This is a genomic window from Arthrobacter sp. PvP103, assembly GCF_017833075.1.
Taxonomy (GTDB): Bacteria; Actinomycetota; Actinomycetes; order Actinomycetales; family Micrococcaceae; genus Arthrobacter.
The window spans coordinates 2,477,665-2,493,762 of the sequence record NZ_JAFIBQ010000001.1; the positions used below are offsets into that span (position 1 = coordinate 2,477,665).

At 65.6% G+C, this 16,098-nt stretch carries 15 protein-coding genes; 5 read left to right on the forward strand and 10 right to left on the reverse strand.

From position 1 onward, the window contains the following. Window positions 1-77 precede the first annotated feature (77 nt). On the reverse strand, window positions 78-770 hold the full coding sequence (locus JOE41_RS11355) for a FadR/GntR family transcriptional regulator (RefSeq protein WP_011689902.1): 693 nt from the start codon (window positions 768-770) through the stop codon (window positions 78-80). 10 nt (window positions 771-780) lie between these two features. Continuing rightward, window positions 781-1,908, reverse strand: coding sequence for a mandelate racemase/muconate lactonizing enzyme family protein (locus JOE41_RS11360; RefSeq protein WP_209752396.1), 1,128 nt, complete (start codon window positions 1,906-1,908; stop codon window positions 781-783). A gap of 287 nt (window positions 1,909-2,195) precedes the next feature. Here JOE41_RS11360 and JOE41_RS11365 point away from each other — a divergent pair, with 287 nt between their 5' ends. Beyond that, on the forward strand, window positions 2,196-3,338 hold the full coding sequence (locus JOE41_RS11365; RefSeq protein WP_209752397.1) for a hypothetical protein: 1,143 nt from the start codon (window positions 2,196-2,198) through the stop codon (window positions 3,336-3,338). A gap of 69 nt (window positions 3,339-3,407) precedes the next feature. Here the strand turns inward: JOE41_RS11365 and JOE41_RS11370 are convergent, their stop codons facing one another. From JOE41_RS11370 to JOE41_RS11395, 6 genes are all read right to left on the reverse strand, one after another. Further along, complete coding sequence (locus JOE41_RS11370) at window positions 3,408-4,328, reverse strand: AEC family transporter (RefSeq protein ID WP_209752398.1); 921 nt, start codon at window positions 4,326-4,328, stop codon at window positions 3,408-3,410. A 106-nt stretch (window positions 4,329-4,434) separates the two neighbouring features. Then, window positions 4,435-5,763 carry an enolase C-terminal domain-like protein gene (locus JOE41_RS11375; RefSeq protein ID WP_209752399.1) on the reverse strand — a complete coding sequence of 443 codons (1,329 nt, stop codon included), beginning with the start codon at window positions 5,761-5,763 and terminating at the stop codon, window positions 4,435-4,437. Then, window positions 5,760-7,376 carry an aldehyde dehydrogenase (NADP(+)) gene (locus JOE41_RS11380; protein WP_209752400.1) on the reverse strand — a complete coding sequence of 539 codons (1,617 nt, stop codon included), beginning with the start codon at window positions 7,374-7,376 and terminating at the stop codon, window positions 5,760-5,762. The genes JOE41_RS11375 and JOE41_RS11380 overlap by 4 nt, the downstream gene beginning before the upstream one ends. 26 nt (window positions 7,377-7,402) lie before the next feature. Beyond that, window positions 7,403-8,317, reverse strand: a complete 915-nt coding sequence (gene kdgD, locus JOE41_RS11385) for a 5-dehydro-4-deoxyglucarate dehydratase (protein WP_209752401.1) — start codon at window positions 8,315-8,317, stop codon at window positions 7,403-7,405. Between the two features lie 154 nt (window positions 8,318-8,471). Next, window positions 8,472-9,356 carry a LysR family transcriptional regulator gene (locus tag JOE41_RS11390; protein WP_209752402.1) on the reverse strand — a complete coding sequence of 295 codons (885 nt, stop codon included), beginning with the start codon at window positions 9,354-9,356 and terminating at the stop codon, window positions 8,472-8,474. A 2-nt stretch (window positions 9,357-9,358) separates the two neighbouring features. Continuing rightward, on the reverse strand, window positions 9,359-10,060 hold the full coding sequence (locus JOE41_RS11395) for a TetR/AcrR family transcriptional regulator (RefSeq protein WP_374068707.1): 702 nt from the start codon (window positions 10,058-10,060) through the stop codon (window positions 9,359-9,361). Between the two features lie 141 nt (window positions 10,061-10,201). Here JOE41_RS11395 and JOE41_RS11400 point away from each other — a divergent pair, with 141 nt between their 5' ends. The 4 genes from JOE41_RS11400 to JOE41_RS11415 all read left to right on the forward strand — a co-directional run bounded on the left by JOE41_RS11400 (window position 10,202) and on the right by JOE41_RS11415 (window position 14,674). Further along, window positions 10,202-11,590 (forward strand): NAD(P)/FAD-dependent oxidoreductase, encoded by a 1,389-nt coding sequence (locus JOE41_RS11400; RefSeq protein WP_209752404.1) that lies wholly within the window; start codon window positions 10,202-10,204, stop codon window positions 11,588-11,590. A 33-nt stretch (window positions 11,591-11,623) separates the two neighbouring features. After that, window positions 11,624-12,559 (forward strand): universal stress protein, encoded by a 936-nt coding sequence (locus JOE41_RS11405; RefSeq protein ID WP_209752405.1) that lies wholly within the window; start codon window positions 11,624-11,626, stop codon window positions 12,557-12,559. Further along, window positions 12,556-14,079 carry an APC family permease gene (locus JOE41_RS11410; protein ID WP_011689913.1) on the forward strand — a complete coding sequence of 508 codons (1,524 nt, stop codon included), beginning with the start codon at window positions 12,556-12,558 and terminating at the stop codon, window positions 14,077-14,079. Before JOE41_RS11405 ends, JOE41_RS11410 begins: the two co-directional genes overlap by 4 nt. A 112-nt stretch (window positions 14,080-14,191) precedes the next feature. After that, on the forward strand, window positions 14,192-14,674 hold the full coding sequence (locus JOE41_RS11415; protein WP_209752406.1) for a pyridoxamine 5'-phosphate oxidase family protein: 483 nt from the start codon (window positions 14,192-14,194) through the stop codon (window positions 14,672-14,674). Window positions 14,675-14,677: 3 nt separating this feature from the next. Here JOE41_RS11415 and JOE41_RS11420 read toward each other — a convergent pair whose 3' ends face one another. Together JOE41_RS11420 and JOE41_RS11425 are read right to left on the reverse strand one after the other, a co-directional pair. Next, a complete protein-coding gene (locus JOE41_RS11420) occupies window positions 14,678-15,283 on the reverse strand; it encodes a hypothetical protein (protein ID WP_209752407.1) in 606 nt (201 codons plus the stop codon). 115 nt (window positions 15,284-15,398) lie between these two features. Further along, window positions 15,399-15,983: a hypothetical protein gene (locus JOE41_RS11425; RefSeq protein WP_209752408.1), complete on the reverse strand. Its 585-nt coding sequence runs from the start codon at window positions 15,981-15,983 to the stop codon at window positions 15,399-15,401. Between the last annotated feature and the right edge of the window lie 115 nt (window positions 15,984-16,098).

A 16,098-nucleotide genomic window follows, 5' to 3' on the forward strand; every position in this document is an offset into this window, starting at 1 on the left:
CGAAATTACGTTGCTGGGGAGTTCGAAGACGGCGATGAGTAAAGCTCGCGCTGCGCGCGACCGGGAGGCCGGAAGTGCTACCGCCCGGCCCGGAGCCGCCGCCTCGAGTTGGCCAAGTGGCTGCGCATGGCAGCCGATGACGACGGCACGTCGCCCTCCGCGATGGCCGCGTAAATCGACTCGTGTTCGTGGACCACTTGATCGAAGTGTTCGCGGGCATAGTGTTCGTCGCCGGTCATCAGCCGGGTGCGGGGCATGGCGATCATGGTCTGGCCCAGCGACGCCAGGCAATCCGAGTAGAAAGGGTTTCCCGACGCGGCGGCGATGGCCTTGTGGAATTCGAAGTCGGACTTCATCGCATGCGCCGGGTGGCCGCTGCTGGATGTGAAGTCCTCCAGAGCTTTCTGCACGGCCCTCAGTTGCCGGTCCGTCCGGTTGCGGGCGGCCAAGGCTGCAGCCTCCGCTTCTACGCCCACCCGGAACTCGAGCAGGTGGAGCCGGTCCTCCAGACTGGTCACCGGCCGGCCGCCTGGGGCATGGGGATCGCCGTGCGGGGGCGGGGTCAGCGCGAAGCTTCCCCGCCCCCGTTCGGTTTCCACCAGTCCCTCTGCCTGCAGCCGGGTCAGGGCTGCCCTGACCACGGTGCGGCTGACGCCGAACTCGCCGATCAACGTGTTTTCGCTGGGCAGCTTGTCGCCCGGCTGGATCACGCCGTCAACGATGCGCGTGCGAAGGTCGGCGGCGAGGTCCGCGGTCAGGTTCCGGCTCATGGGTTCAAGGTTACGCGCCGAACTCCACGGACTCGGTGGTCCAGGCGCGGGCCTGGTCGCTGAGGGACACGCCGAGGCCCGGGCGGTCCGGAACCAGCATGCGACCGCTCTTGGTTTCGAGGCGCTCATTGAACAGCGGGTCGAGCCAGTCGAAGTGCTCCACCCACGGTTCGCGGGGGTAGGCGGCCGCGAGGTGGAGGTGGATTTCCATGGCGAAGTGCGGTGCGAGGCCCAGGCCCCGTTCGTCCGCCAGCGCAGCCAGGCGCAGGAACTGGGTGATGCCGCCGACGCGCGGCGCATCAGGCTGGATGATGTCGCAGCCGTTGGCGTTGATCAGGCCCTTGTGCTCCGCCACGGAGGCCAGCATCTCACCGGTGGCGATGGGGGTGTCCAGGACGCTGGCCAGGTGGGCATGGCCCTCGAAGTCGTAGGCATCCAGCGGCTCTTCAATCCAGATGAGGTTGAATTCCTCGAGCTGCCGGCCCATCCGCAGGGCAGTGGCGCGGTCCCACTGCTGGTTGGCGTCCACCATGAGCGGCACGTCCCAACCGATGTGTTCGCGGATTCCGGCCACGCGGCGCAGGTCCCCCTTGCTGTCGGGGAGTCCAACCTTGATCTTGATGCCGCCGATGCCGTCGTCGATGGACTGGGTGGCGCGGGCCTTGACCTCATCCAGGGAGGCATTCAGGAAGCCGCCGGACGTGTTGTACGTCTGGACCGAGTCGCGATAGGAGCCCAGAAGCTTGGCCAGGGGAAGCCCTGCGCGCTTTGCCTTGAGGTCGTAGAGGGCGATGTCGATGGCGGCCAGCGCCTGAGTGGCCACGCCCGAGCGGCCCACGGAGGCGCCTGCCCAGAGCAGCTTCGTGTAGATCTTGCCGATGTCGTTAGGGTCCTCGCCGATGATTCCCTCGGCTACCTCTTTGGCATGCGCGTACTGGGCCGGTCCGCCGGCGCGCTTGGAGTAGCTGAAGCCGATGCCGCTGTGGCCCTGTTCGGTGGTGATTTCAGCGAACAGGAACACCACTTCGGTCATGGGCTTCTGGCGGCCGGTGAATACCTTGGCATCACTGATCGGCACGGCGAGGGGAAGCCTCGCTGTGGAAAGTTTCACATGGCGAATGAGATCGACGGTGCTCATGGGTGCTCCTCGGAATCGGAAGGGGGCATCATCGCCCGCAGTTCTTATGATACAAGTTATAAACTTGTATCACAAGTAGTGGATTACCGTAGTAGCGGTCGGCGGCGTTCGGCCGCGACGTGGGGCTGGGATTGCGAAGGCTGATGGGCCAGCTCATTGGCAGATATGCAGTCACGAGTCTCGGATGGGGGTTACGAGACAAGTTATTGATCGCAAGAGCCCTTTTGGCAATGGAATCAGGTAGGTTCGCCGGAGACTTGTGGAAGAACTGCGGATTGGGGAATCGGATGCCGGGAGCCGAAGTCGAGATTGTCTGGACTGCCCTGTCAAAGGCGTGGCGGAAGGCCCAGTACGAAGAACTGTGGCTGCAGTTCCGGCCCCGTGGTTCGAAGGATGTCTTTGAGGCAGTTGAGGCAGCCGTCCAGATGGCGAACCAGGCCGTCGATGACGCCGGCTGGGGCCATGACGTGTTCACGGCAGGGGTCTCGGACTCGGACGCCGGTCCGGTGGCGCTGATGAGCAGGGCCGGAACCGAGGAAGGAGTGCGCGCCTGGTTCGCTGCTTTCGCCCAACATTTGGAGACCCTCGGGAAATCCGGGCGGGTCGCCGCCGCGCCGGAGGCGTTTTTCCCGGAATGGTTAAGCGGCGCGGTGGACGTGCCGCTCCAGTTGAACGCGTTCGTGTCCTACCAGACCGATGATCTGGCACTGCTGGACGCCGAGCAAGAACGCCGCGCCTGGCACGTCCCTACGGTCCTTACAGCGCAAATCGCCGAAGCCGCCACGGCGTGGGGCCGCTTCGAGGACGCCGACGTTTACCTGTCACGCAGGATCCACCAAACTCGCACCAGGAACCCGAACCTTGGGCAGGCACTGGCAGTCGGGGCGATCAAATTCGCCATGGCCAGGGTGGCCTACCTGCGGTCAGAGCCGCGCCGCTTTACCTGGGCGTCGATGAGCCCCCTGGGCCGGGCCTGTTACGGGGTTATGGACGACACCATAGCTTGGCAGGACCGGCTAGCCCAGGTCACCCGTGCCATGACAGCGTTCCCTGCAGATACGGACCTGGCATTCGTCCAATACAGCGCCGCCCCCAGCAGCTGGAGTGAACTCTCATATGCCAGGCCGACTCTTCCCCACGTCGAGGAATATCACGTCCGCTACAACAGGCACCTGAACGCGCGCTGCGTCCCCGACGCCCACGGAATCCAGCTCCTCACCGACGCCCACCTGGAACACGCCAACGACCTCTCCGAGTGGAACATCACCAGCCTTGGTGGAGGCAAGCATCTGGTGGAGGCCAAAGATCTGCGGCTCTGGTATGCCAATATCGACCCGGATCCGGAAATACTGGCACAGGCACGGGCCGATTTCGGCGGGATGATCCTCACCCCGGAGATCATTGCAAGAAACCCTCCTCCCTGGCGCTAATTCCGGACTACGACAGGGTGCGCCAGGGTTGGGGCCCGCAGCCCCCGCACCGTTGGCACTAACCCGGCCCTAATGCACCAGCAACGCCACCACGAGCAGCGCCCCGACGCTCAGCACGGTAGTGCAGAGAATGACGTCGCGGGCCACGGTCATGCCGCGGCCGTACGGCGACGCGAAGAGGAACACATTCTGGGCCGTGGGGAGGGCGGCCATGATGACGCTTGCCAGCAGATGCTGCCCTTCCAGTCCGAAGACAAACCGGCCAAGGACCCAGACAACCACCGGCATCCCGGCAATCTTCAGGAACGTTGCCACGAGCGTTTCAACCCGGCCGTCATCCTTCTGTAGCGGTGCACGTCCGGCGAGGGACAGCCCGAAGGCCAGCAGCACCATGGGCACGGCGCCCCCGGCCAGCATGTCGATGGGTTTCTGTACCAGGTCCGGGGCGCTCCAGCCTGTCAGGGCAACGGCGGCGCCCAGTCCGGAGGCGATGATCATGGGGTTGGCGAAAGGCTGGAGGAGCAGCTTCTTCCAGGAGATCTTGGAGCCTGACACCAGGCCCAGGACCGTGAGGTAGAACGGCGCCATCACCAGGATCTGCACCAGCAGCACGGGGGCCACATGCTGCGCCGTGCCCACTGCATACAAGGAAACAGGAATGCCGATGTTGTTCGCGTTGGCGTAGCTGCTGGCCATGGCGCCCACGGCGGTCTCGGCTGCCGGCCGCCGGAAAAACAGGAAACTGGCCATGCAGTAAAGAAGCCCCACGATCGCTGCCGAGAGCAGCGCCAGCGGGGCGTCCGTTCCGAGGGCCGCCCGGATATCGCTGCCGGCCACCACGGTGAACAGGAGCGCCGGGTTGGTGACGTAATAGGCGGTTCGGGTCAGCGCGCCTTGGACTTCCGGTCCCAAAATCCGGAAGCGGGCGGCGAAATAGCCCACGGCAATCACAGCGGAGACGATGAGTATTCCGGAGACAACCCCGCCCAAAAGTGCGCCCTTCTATCTATCTGTATGTCTTGGGTCCCGCACGGCCGTCTTCCTGTTGCATCAGGAGGGCCGGCCGTGCGGAAGCTTCAGTTCCTTCGCAGGGCGCCTAGCGCACCAGGCACGGGCGCTTCGGGTCGAAGGACCAGCCGTCGACGTAATACTGCATCCCGATGCTGTCGTCCCGGGCATCCAGCCCGTGCTCCAGGTACAACTGGTGTGCCTTGTCCAGAGCGTCCCGGTCCAGTTCGATGCCCAGGCCGGGCGCGTCCGGGACCTCGATGGCGCCGCCCTTGATCTGCAGCGGGTCCTTGGTGAGCCCCTGGCCGTCCTGCCAGATCCAGTGGGTGTCCAGTGCGGTGATCTCGCCGGGGGCTGCTGCACCCGTGTGCGTGAACATCGCCAGCGAAATATCGAAGTGATTGTTGGAGTGCGAGCCCCAGGTGAGCCCGAATTCATGGCAAAGCTGCGCCACCCGGACGGAGCCGTGCATGGTCCAGAAATGCGGGTCTGCCAGCGGAATATCGACGGCGTTGCTGCGGATCGCGTGGGCCATTTCGCGCCAGTCCGTGGCAATCATGTTGGTTGCCGTCTTGAGCCCGGTGGCGCGGCGGAACTCGGCCATGACCTCACGGCCGGAGAAGCGGCCCTCGGCGCCGCAGGGGTCCTCGGCGTAGGCAACCACGCCCTGCATCCGCTTGCCGAACCGGATGGCCTCGTCCAGGAGCCAGCCGCCGTTCGGGTCCAGGGTGACCCGCGCGTCGGGGAAGCGCTGGGCCAGGGCGGTGACCACGTCCACTTCGTCGTCGCCGGAGAGCACTCCGCCCTTGAGCTTGAAGTCGCTGAAGCCGTACCGTTCCTGCGCCGCTTCGGCCAGCGCGACGACGGCCGCAGGTGTCATGGCTTCCTGCCGGCGCAGCCGCTCCCAGCGGTCCGCCGGCGCATCCTCCACCAGGTACGGCAGGTCCGTCCGCCGGCGGTCGCCGATGAAGAAGAGGTAGCCGAGCATCGGAACGGAGGAGCGCTGCTGCCCGTCACCGAGCAGTTCGGCCACCGGGACGCCCAGGAACTGGCCGTGCAGGTCCAGCAGGGCGGATTCGACGGCGGTGACAGCGTGGACGGTGGTCCGCAGGTCGAAGGTCTGCAGCCCGCGGCCGCCGGCATCGCGGTCCGCGAACTCGGCCGCGATTTCCCGCAGCAGGGAGCGGTAGCGGGCCACGGGCTTGCCGGCGATGAACGCCCCGGCCTCTTCAATGGTGGTGCGGATCTTCTCGCCGCCGGGGACCTCGCCGAGTCCGGAGCGTCCGTCCGAGTCGGTAATGATCACCACGTTGCGCGTGAAGAACGGTCCGTGCGCGCCGCTGAGGTTCATCAGCATGCTGTCGTACCCCGCGACGGGAACTACCTCAACCGTGGCGATGGTGGGCTGGGTGCTCATGCGTTGACCTTATCTTCTGCGTCGGCTGCGGCTTCGACCGTGCCGTCGATCCGGCGGTTCAGGTGCCACGGGTTGGCGTCCTGCAGCGGAGCGGGGAGCAGTTCCTGGGGCAGGTTCTGGTAGGCGACCGGGCGGAGGAAACGGTTGATCGCCAGGGTGCCGACCGACGTCGTGCGGGTGTCCGACGTCGCGGGGAAGGGACCGCCGTGGACCATGGCATGGCCCACTTCGACGCCGGTGGGCCAGCCGTTCACGACGATCCGACCCACTTTCTGTTCGAGGGCGGGCAGCAACTGCGCCGCCGTCGGGTAGTCCTCTTCGGTGAGCTGCAGGGATGCGGTGAGTTGCCCCTCGAGCCGGTTGGTGGCCTCGATCAGTTCCCCGGCGGTGGAGTAGCGGATCACCAGGCTGGCCGCGCCGAAGATCTCGGCGTGCAGGACGTGGTTGCTGACGAAGTCGGCGATGTCGGTCCCGAAGATGGTGGGGGCCGGCGCGTTTTCGGTGGGACCGGCGGTTCCCTGGCCGACGACGGTCACGTTGGCGGCGGATCCGAGCGCCTCGGCCCCGGTGTTCCACGAGCCGGCGATGCCTGCGGTCAGCATGGTCTGGCCGGCGCAGGCGGATACTGCGCGGCCGACGGCGGCAGTCAGTTTGTCGCCCAGCTCACCTGCGGGGGCGAACAGCAGGCCGGGGGAGGTGCAGAGCTGGCCGGAGCTGCCTGTGACGGCGGTGACGTACTGCTGGGCGAGGGCATCGATCTGCTCGGCGGAGCCGCTGAGGGCGCCGGGGAACACGAAGACCGGGTTGAGCGAGGACATTTCCGCGTAGACCGGGATGGGCTCCGGGCGGGCTGCTGCGGTGCGCATCAGCGCAATGCCGGCGCTCTGCGAACCTGTGAAGCCCACAGCCTTGATGGCCGGGTCCGCCACAAGGGCCTGGCCGATGCTGCTGCCGGGGCCGTAAATGAGCGAAAAGACGCCGGGGTGCAGGCCTGCCTCGCGGACCGCCTTCACAATGGCCTGGCCGACGAGCTCACCGGTGCCGGGGTGGGCGTTGTGCGCCTTGAAGACCACGGGGCAGCCGGCGGCGAGGGCCGAAGCGGTGTCTCCGCCCGCCGTCGAGAAGGCCAGCGGGAAGTTGCTGGCACCGAACACCGCCACGGGTCCCAGCGGGATCTGGCGCTGGCGGATGTCGGCGCGGGGGAGGGGCGTGCGCTCCGGCAGGGCCGGATCGATCCGGACCCCCCGGAAGTCGCCCTGCCTGACCACCGTGGCGAACAGCCGGAGCTGCCCCGTGGTGCGGGCACGTTCACCTTGTAGTCGGGCTGCCGGCAGTCCGGTCTCCTGTCCGGCGCGGACGATCAGGTCGTCGCCGATGGCCTCGATGTTGTCCGCGATGGCTTCCAGGAAGCTCGCGTGGGTCTCGGGATCGAGTGTGCTGAAGGAGGGGTAGGCTTCGCCGGCCGCGGCGGTGGCGGCTTTGAGCTGGTCCTCGGTGAGCAGGGTGTAGGCGGGCTCAAGCTGTTCGTTGCTGGCGGGGTTGAAGCCAAAGGCAGTCTTGCCTTCGCCGGCGACGGCCTGCCCGGCGATCAGGGAATGTCCGGTGAGTGTCATTGTGGTTACTCCTAGGAGACGCTGGATCAGGAGACGGTGGCGATGAGCGCTTTGAGGTCTGCCAGGTCCTGCGGGGCCAGGTTCTGCAGCGGGGGACGGACGCCGCCTGCGGAGCGCCCGATGGCATCCAGTCCGCCCTTGACTATGGAAACGGAGTATCCCTTGACCCGGTCGCGGATATCCAGGTACGGGATGACGAAGTCGTTGAGCTTCTTGTTTACAGCCACGCGGTCGTGGTTGCGCACGTCCTGGTAGAAGTCCAGGGCAAACTGCGGGACGAAGTTGTACATCGCGCTGGAGTAGGTGCTCATGCCCAGCTGCAGCAGCGGCAGGGCGAAGGTCTCGGCCGTCGGGAGGCCGCCAAGGTAGAACAGGCGGTCACCGAGCTTGGCGTAAACGCGGGCGTCGTGTTCGAGGTCGCCCACGCCGTCCTTGAAGCCGATCAGGTTCTCGTGGCGGTCCGCCAGGGCAGCCACGGTGGTGTCCTTGTAGATCGCGTTGGCGCGGTTGTAGATGATGACGCCGAGCGAGGTGGCACTGCAAACGGCGCTGACGTGCTCGATCAGGCCGCCCTGGTCCGCTTCCGTCAGGTACGGCGGCAGCAGCAGGATGCCTTCCGCGCCGGCGGTCTCTGCGGCCTGGGCGTTTTCAATGGCCTGGGCCGTGGACCCACCCGCGGATGCCAGAACCGGAACGGTGCTGCCGACTTCTTCGACGGCGGCGCGGACCACGCGGGCGGATTCAGCCGGCGTCAGGGAGAACCCTTCGCCTGTGCCGCCGGCGGCGAAGAGGCCCGCCACCGGGTAGCTGGCCTGCCAGGCAAGGTGCTTGCGGTAGTTTTCCTCGTCGAACTGGAGCTGCGAATCGAACGAGGTCACCGGGAAGGAGAGCAACCCGTCTTTGAGAACGCTGGCAAGTTCCTGGGGTGAATGTTTGGCCACGATGAGTCCTCCATGTCGGCGCCGCGTCGGTGCGGCAGTAGATGTTTTCCCCTTCAGCCTAGGGAGCCATGTGATGCCTGTCTAAGTTCATTTTTGTATGCATTGATACCCTCGCGGTATCGCCTACCAGCCACGTCTCCCGGTGCAGCCGGACTCAATCGTCCCGGTATCCCAGGACTTTCAGGGTTTGGGACAGGGCGGGGTTGGTGATACTGCTGTTCCAGACGGCGTGCAGCTCCACCGGATAGTTCGCACTGCCTTCCAGCGGCACGAACTCGACGCCCTGAACGCCAAGAAGGGAAGTGGATCGGGGGACCAGGGCTACTCCGCGCTTCGCCGCAACCAGGGACACCATAGTGAGGATCTGGCTGACCGTGTGAACCACGTTGGCATGCTGGATTTGGAGCATCCTGACCGCAAGGTCGTAGAAATAGCTGGCTTCGCCGGGTGAATGCATGATGAGGGGCACGTCTTTGAGGTCGTCTTCCCTGACGTGCCGGTTGAGTTCCGTCAGGGGGTGCCCGGACGGCGCAGCAAGCACCATCGTCTCGCGTTGAAGCACGTGCGAAGCAAAAATGTCCCTGTTGATTGGAGGCCGGGCAAGGCCGAGGTCGAGCTCGCCGGATTGCAGCCCGGCGACCTGCTCACCCGTCACGAGTTCCTGCAGGTCGATATCCACGCCGGGCAGCCCTGCCGAAATCTTCTCCAGGAGCGGGCCCAGGATGCTGAAGCCGCTGGCCGCCGTAAAGCCGATCCGTATCAGGCCGGAGCTGCCGGACGCGATTCGTTGTGCCGTGAGAGGCGCACGATTGGCCAGTGCCATGAGGCGTCGGGCTTCTTCCAGGAAAGCCGTGCCCGCGGCCGTCAGGCGGACCTTCCGGTTGTCGCGTTCCAGCAGCGCCGCGCCCACGGTCCTCTCAAGCTTCTGGATCTGGCGGCTCAGGGGCGGTTGGGTCATGTTGAGCCGTTCTGCGGCCCGGCCGAAGTGAAGTTCTTCCGCGACGGCAATGAACCCTGCTAGCTGGTCAAAGGTGAACATTCCTACTTCCGCAGCGTCCCGAGCCCCGAGATCAATGCCTCCAGGCCCAGGCTGAAGGCGATGTCGGCAGGCTTTTCGTGGCCTTGTTCGGCAAGGCTCTGCACCGCAGCCGTGAAATTGGGCGTGGATTCCGCCATGCTGCCCGGATCAAAGATGTCCGCCGGCGCCGTGACGTCGAAAGCCGAGCCGAAAATAAAGGACTCGAGCGCCACGATCGAGGAGATGATGCGCTCCTCGGGGAAGCCGGCCTCCCGCAGCCCTTCGCTCACGGTCTCGTACATGGCCAGGGTCTGGGGCGCGTCCGTGACCGGCAGGACCGCGATCACCGGGATGAGTGGCGTGTGCTTGGAAAAAACGTCCCGGTAGCTCCACGCCCACCGCCGCACGGCTTCGTCCCACGGTTCACGGCCGAACGCGGACACGTCCACGAGGGCCGCGAGATGGTCCTCCACCAGGACGAGCACATCACGTTTGGACGTCACGTGGTTGTAGAGGGCGGACGGTGCCACGTGGAGTGAGCGGGCCAGTGCGGCCATGGTAAGCCCGTCATAGCCGCTTCTTCCGATCAGGCGCAGCGCTGCCTCGGTAATCACCGCCTGGTCCAGTACCGCTGAAGCAGGCCGGCCCGCGCGTCGCTTCGGCGGAGTCTCTGTTTCGGTGGGGTCAGCGGAGGGTTGGGTGTTCTGGCGGGCGGCTGCCGGCATCGTCGGCCTTTCTGCTGGCGGGGTCCCCAGCATTATTCCATTGACCCCTTCCGCGACGGCGTCGGAGCCGCTATAGTTTTCCTAAATGAATGGCATTCATTTAGTGGTACGCATCACTCCCGCGGCCACAGAGAGGACATCATGCTGGAACTTGACCGCGACGTCGTCGTCGTAGGCGCTGGCCCCTCGGGACTCACCGCGGCCCGCCAACTGAAAAAGGCAGGCCTCAGCGTGGCCGTGCTGGAAGCGCGCGACCGGGTGGGCGGCCGCACCTGGACGGACACCGTTGACGGCGCCATGTTGGAAATCGGTGGCCAGTGGGTCTCGCCGGACCAGACGGTGCTGCTGGAACTCCTGGACGAGCTGGGCCTGGAAACGTACTCCCGCTACCGCGAAGGCGAGTCGATCTACATCGGCGCCGATGGCAGGAAGACCCGCTACACCGGGGACTCCTTCCCGGTCAGCGACACCACGGCCGCGGAAATGGACAAGCTGATTGGCCTGCTGGACGGGCTGGCGGCGGAAATCGGCCCCACCGAGCCCTGGGCCCACCCCAAGGCCCGCGAGCTGGACACCGTCTCCTTCCATCACTGGCTCCGCCAGAACTCCCCGGATGAGGAGGCCTGCAACAACATCGGCCTGTTCATCGCCGGCGGCATGCTGACCAAGCCCGCCCACGCGTTCTCCGCACTGCAGGCCGTCCTGATGGCTGCCTCCGCCGGATCCTTCAGCCACTTGACGGATGAGGACTTCATCCTGGACAAGCGGGTTGTGGGAGGCATGCAGCAGGTTTCGCTGCTGCAGGCACGCGAACTGGGTGACGACGTCGTTCTTAACAGCCCGGTGCGCACCATTAACTGGACGGAAGAGCACGACGGCGGCCCGCGCGTCACCGTGGTGTCGGAACGGGCCACGGTGAATGCCCGCTATGTGATCATGGCGGTGCCGCCCAACCTGTATTCGAGGGTTTCCTTCAACCCGCCGCTGCCCCGCCGCCAGCACCAGATGCACCAGCACCAGTCGCTGGGACTGGTCATCAAGGTCCACGCCGTCTACAAGACCCCGTTCTGGCGCGAGGAGGGTCTCTCCGGCACCTGCTTCAGCGCCGGCTCGCTGGTGCAGGAAGTGTACGACAACACCAACCACGGGGATTCCCGAGGCACCCTGGTGGGTTTCGTCTCGGACGAGAAAGCCGACGCCGTCTTTGAGCTGAGCGCCGAAGAGCGCAAGCGCACCATCCTGGAATCCATCGCGGCCTTCCTGGGCGACAAGGCGCTGGAGCCCGAGGTGTACTACGAGTCCGACTGGGGCGCTGAGGAATGGACGCGCGGCGCCTATGCCTCCAGCTACGACCTCGGTGGCCTGCACCGGTACGGCAAGGACCAGCACCAGCCCGTGGGCCCCATCTACTGGAGTTCCTCCGACCTGGCGGCCGAAGGGTACCAGCACGTCGACGGTGCCATCCGGATGGGTCAGATGACCGCCGCACGGGTTGCCGCCGTCGCCCACCGCGCTTCGGTCACGCAGTAGGAATCCAACGACAGTTCAGAGAGGAACGGCCAGATGCGCTACGTAGTGGGGTATTCAGCAAATGCCAGGGGCCATGACGCCGTAAATCTGGCCGTGTCACTGGCCCGGGGCCGTGGAGCCACGCTGGACCTTGTGGTGGCCATTCCCGAGGTGTCGCCGTTCAGCGCGGCCCACGCGCCGAAGGCCGGATTCGAAAACCTGCTCCATGAGCAGGCCCGGACGTGGCTCGACGAGGCGCTGGCGCTGGTCCCGGCCGATGTCCCGGCGGAAGGGCACGTTCGCAGCGGCGAGTCGGACGCCCAGACCCTCATGGATGCGTGCGAGGAATTCCAGGCGGACATGCTGATCATCGGGGCCACGAGCAACGGGCTGTTCAAGCGGTTCACGATCGGATCCGTGGCCGGTGCGCTGCTCCACGCAGCCACCGTCCCGGTGGCCCTGGCACCCCACGGATACCACCGCAGGGAAGCCCTGACACGGATCAGTTGCGGACTCGGCGCCCGCCCCGGCGCCGGCGAGCTGCTGGACTACGCCGTTTCGATGGCGTCAAACCGTGATGTGCCGTTGCGGGTAGTGTCCCTTTTGACCCTCGACGACGGCGGGTTAAGCCTCGACGACGGCGCGTCGCCGGACGTCGCCGAAGCGGCCCGCAACCATGCCGGCAATCGAGTGTCGGCCGCTCTTCCCGGCGGCGAAGCGGGCTCCCGGTTCGCCGCGAAGACGGACGTCGTGGTGGCTCAGGGCAGGAGTATCGAGGAGGCCGTGGACCGGCTCGACTGGGAGGACGGCGAAGTCCTGGTGATCGGATCGAGCCGGCTGGCCAGGAGCCGGTCCATCTTCCTGGGTGCCACCGCACATCGCATCCTCCGCGCCCTGCCGGTGCCCATGATCGTGGTGCCGAGCGACTACGCACTCAAGCACCAGACCCATTCAACGTCGAATGAAACCTCCGGAGAGGCACCATCATGACCACAGAGCACGCGACGTCCGCGACATCGCAGTCCGATCACAAGGGCATTAGTGCCAAAGGCCTGAAGGCCGGATCAGTAGGGCTGATCGGCGCAGTCGTCATCGGCGTCTCCTGCATCGCCCCGGCCTACACCCTCACCGCAGCGCTCGGGCCAACGGTGTCCGAGGTCGGGGTCCACTTGCCGGCCATTTTCCTGGTGGGATTCATCCCCATGCTGCTCGTGGCGTTCGGCTACCGCGAACTCAACAACGCCATGCCCGACGCCGGTACGTCCTTCACGTGGGCATCGCGGGCATTCGGACCGTGGATTGGCTGGATGGGCGGCTGGGGGCTGATTGCGGCCACCATTATCGTGCTGTCCAACCTTGCCGCCGTTGCCGTCGATTTCTTCTACCTCATGCTGGCCCAGCTCTTCAGCAATCCGGAACTGGGCGAGCTGAGCAAGAACCTGCCGCTCAATATCGCCACAACGCTGGTGTTCATTGCGCTGGCGTGCTGGATTTCCTACCGCGGCATGGAGACCACCAAGGGTGTCCAGTATGTGTTGGTGGCGTTCCAGCTCCTGGTGCTCGGCTGGTTTGCGGTGGCTGCGTTCAGCCATGTTGCCAACGGGTCGGCTTTTGATGCCACGGCCATTTCGCCCGACTGGTTCAACCCGTTCGCCGTTGACTCGTTCTCTTCCTTCGCTGCCGGGGTGTCCCTGTCGATTTTCATCTACTGGGGCTGGGACGTCACGCTCACCATGAACGAGGAAACCCGGAACCCGGAAAAGACGCCTGGCCGTGCCGCGACCGTCACCGTTCTGGTCATCGTGATCATCTACATGACTGTGGCGCTCTCCACCCTGGCATTCGCCGGCATCGGCGACACCGGCCTGGGCGCGGGCAACCCCGATAACCAGGGCAGCATCTTCGCCGTCCTCGCCGGCCCGGTCATGGGTCCGTTCGCCATCCTGATGTCGCTGGCCATCCTGAGCAGTTCAGCCGCCTCACTGCAGTCCACGTTTGTGTCGCCCGCCCGTACGCTTCTCTCCATGGGGCACTACAAGGCACTCCCGGCCAAGTTCGGGCGGATCAGCCCCACCTACAAGTCCCCGAGCTATGCAACCATTGCCGCAGCCATCGCCGCTGCAGCGTTCTACGTCATTACCCGGACCACCTCCGAGAACGCGCTTTGGGACACCATTACCGCGCTGGGGATGATGATCTGCTTCTACTACGGCATCACGGCCCTGGCCTGCGTCTGGTTCTTCCGCGCCCAGGCCTTCAGCGGAGTCCATGCTTTCTTCTTCAAATTCCTGGCGCCGCTCCTGGGCGGGGTCATCCTGCTGGTCATGTTCTTCAAGACCGCCTATGACTCCATGGATCCCGCCTACGGGTCCGGCTCCTCCGTGGGCGGTGTGGGCCTGGTGTTCATCCTGGGCATGGGCGTGATCCTGCTGGGAGTGGTGCTGATGCTGGTGATGTCCAGGCTCCGCCCGGAGTTCTTCAAGGGACAGGTGCTGGCGCGGGGAATCTGAGCCGCCGCCCACTGGCGTACCGAAGCTCCGGACCATCGTTGAAAGTAAGCAAACTTACTAATAGGCTGGGCTGGCGGGGAACTTCCCCGTTCGACACGAACGAGGTGAGTGCATGTCTGACACTGAGAACATCGGCCAAGTCACGAAGATCATCAACGATTCCCACATCGGGATGCTGACCACCATCAACGAAGAAGGCGCGCTGGTGAGCCGGCCGCTGGCCGTCCAGGAAGTCAAGGACGACGGCGACATGTGGTTCTTCACGTCATCGGAAACTTCCCAAGTGGCGCATATCCGCGCCGATCCGAGGGTGAACGTGTCCTTCGGCAAGAACACCGAATGGGTATCCGTGGCCGGCACCGCGGAAATCGTTACCGACAGGCAGAAGATCCACGACATGTGGAACCAGGTGGTCGAGGCCTGGTTCCCGGACGGCCCGGACACGCCTGAGGTTGTGCTGCTGCGCGTTGATTCTGACTCCGCTGAATACTGGACCAGCCCGGGCGGCCGGGCGGCCACGGTTCTTCAGTGGGTCAAGTCGAAGGTGACGAACAGCCGCATGAGCGTTGGCGAAAGCGGCACAGTGGACCTGTAGTCCTCACTGCAGTTGCCGGAGGGCCGCCAGCACCTCCGGCAACAGGACGTCGTTCCGGCCCCACACCGGATCCAGGACTTCCACGTACCAGGAATCTGCGAGGAGCAGGGCCAGTGCGTCGTTGGTTTCCTCGGACCAGTCGCGGAGTGCGTCTTCGTCCACCGGGTTTTCGCTGGACCCGAGGACGGTGACCACTGCACCGCCGTCGAACGTCACCGGGACGGCGGCCGCGCTCACCTCGCCGGGGGCGTGGCCAATGGTGATGAGTTCGGACCTGGTGGACAGGGCAACGAGTTCAGCTGCGGCCTCGGCGCTGCAGAAGCCGGTTACATACTGCCTCTGTGCATGGCCGGTATCGCCGCGCATGCCCGGCTGGGATTCCTTGGTGAAGAGGCCGTTCCTGTTGATCTCCGCCAGTTCGGCGGCGATGGGCCGCGTCTCCTTATCGATGCTGGGCGCAAAGGTTCCAGGCTGGTACTCACTGTGGGATTCAAGCCACCGCGCAGTCAGTTCTCCGGCGGCTTCGAGGGTTGTTGCCTGCCGCCAGACTCCCCGGTCAGATCGCAACCTGCCGTGCTGGTCTCGTGTATCCGTGGCTAAAGGCTCCATTATGGGATGCTACCGCCGCCGCCTGCCGCCTTGCCAATGGTTCCGACACACCGGTTAACGTCGCTGGCTGCCGACGCCCACGGCACGGTGCCATTCGGGGGGGCGCCCGCGAACCCTAACGCGAGGGCACGCCCGCTGCGGCTTCCGCGCGGCCCAGGGCATGTTCGAGCCGGGTGACGGCCGGAAGGTAGCTGGCGGGCTCGACTGCCCGGAGCCGTTCAGCCTCCCGCATGGCCTTTATCAGGGCCGCCGTTTCCGGCCGGCGCACATCTGTCATGTCGGGGTAGTCGATGCAGCACGCGGGATCCAGCTCATAGCGCTGCCATCTGCTCAGCACTGTGCGGTGCCTTGCGGCCGCGGCTGCAATCTCTGCCTGTGCGGCCGCATCGTGGAGCCTCGCTTCCTGCCGTGCCATCACGCGGGGACTCCACACATATGCGGCCACGGCGGTGGCGGCGGCAAGGAATCCCGCGCCGAGGCCCAGCCACGGCGACGCCAGGAAGGGTATGAGGACAGCCGGGAACACCACCACCAGTCCGGCGAAGCCGTCCCAGAAGACGGCGTCCGTCATTTGCCCGGCATCGCGCCTGGCGTGGTACCGCGCCGAAGAGACGGCGCCGGCCACGCCGCACACCACGACGGCGGCACAGACTGCTAGCTGTAAGGGCCCCATGGGGACCGATTCCGTGATGACAGACACCGTTCCACCTCCAACGGAACCTGCCCGGGCGGGCTGTTTCCGCTACTTCAATTGGAATCCCCCCGCCCCGGTGCGTCAATGGGCCGACCCCGGGGGCCTGGCAGAAGGTGGCCTC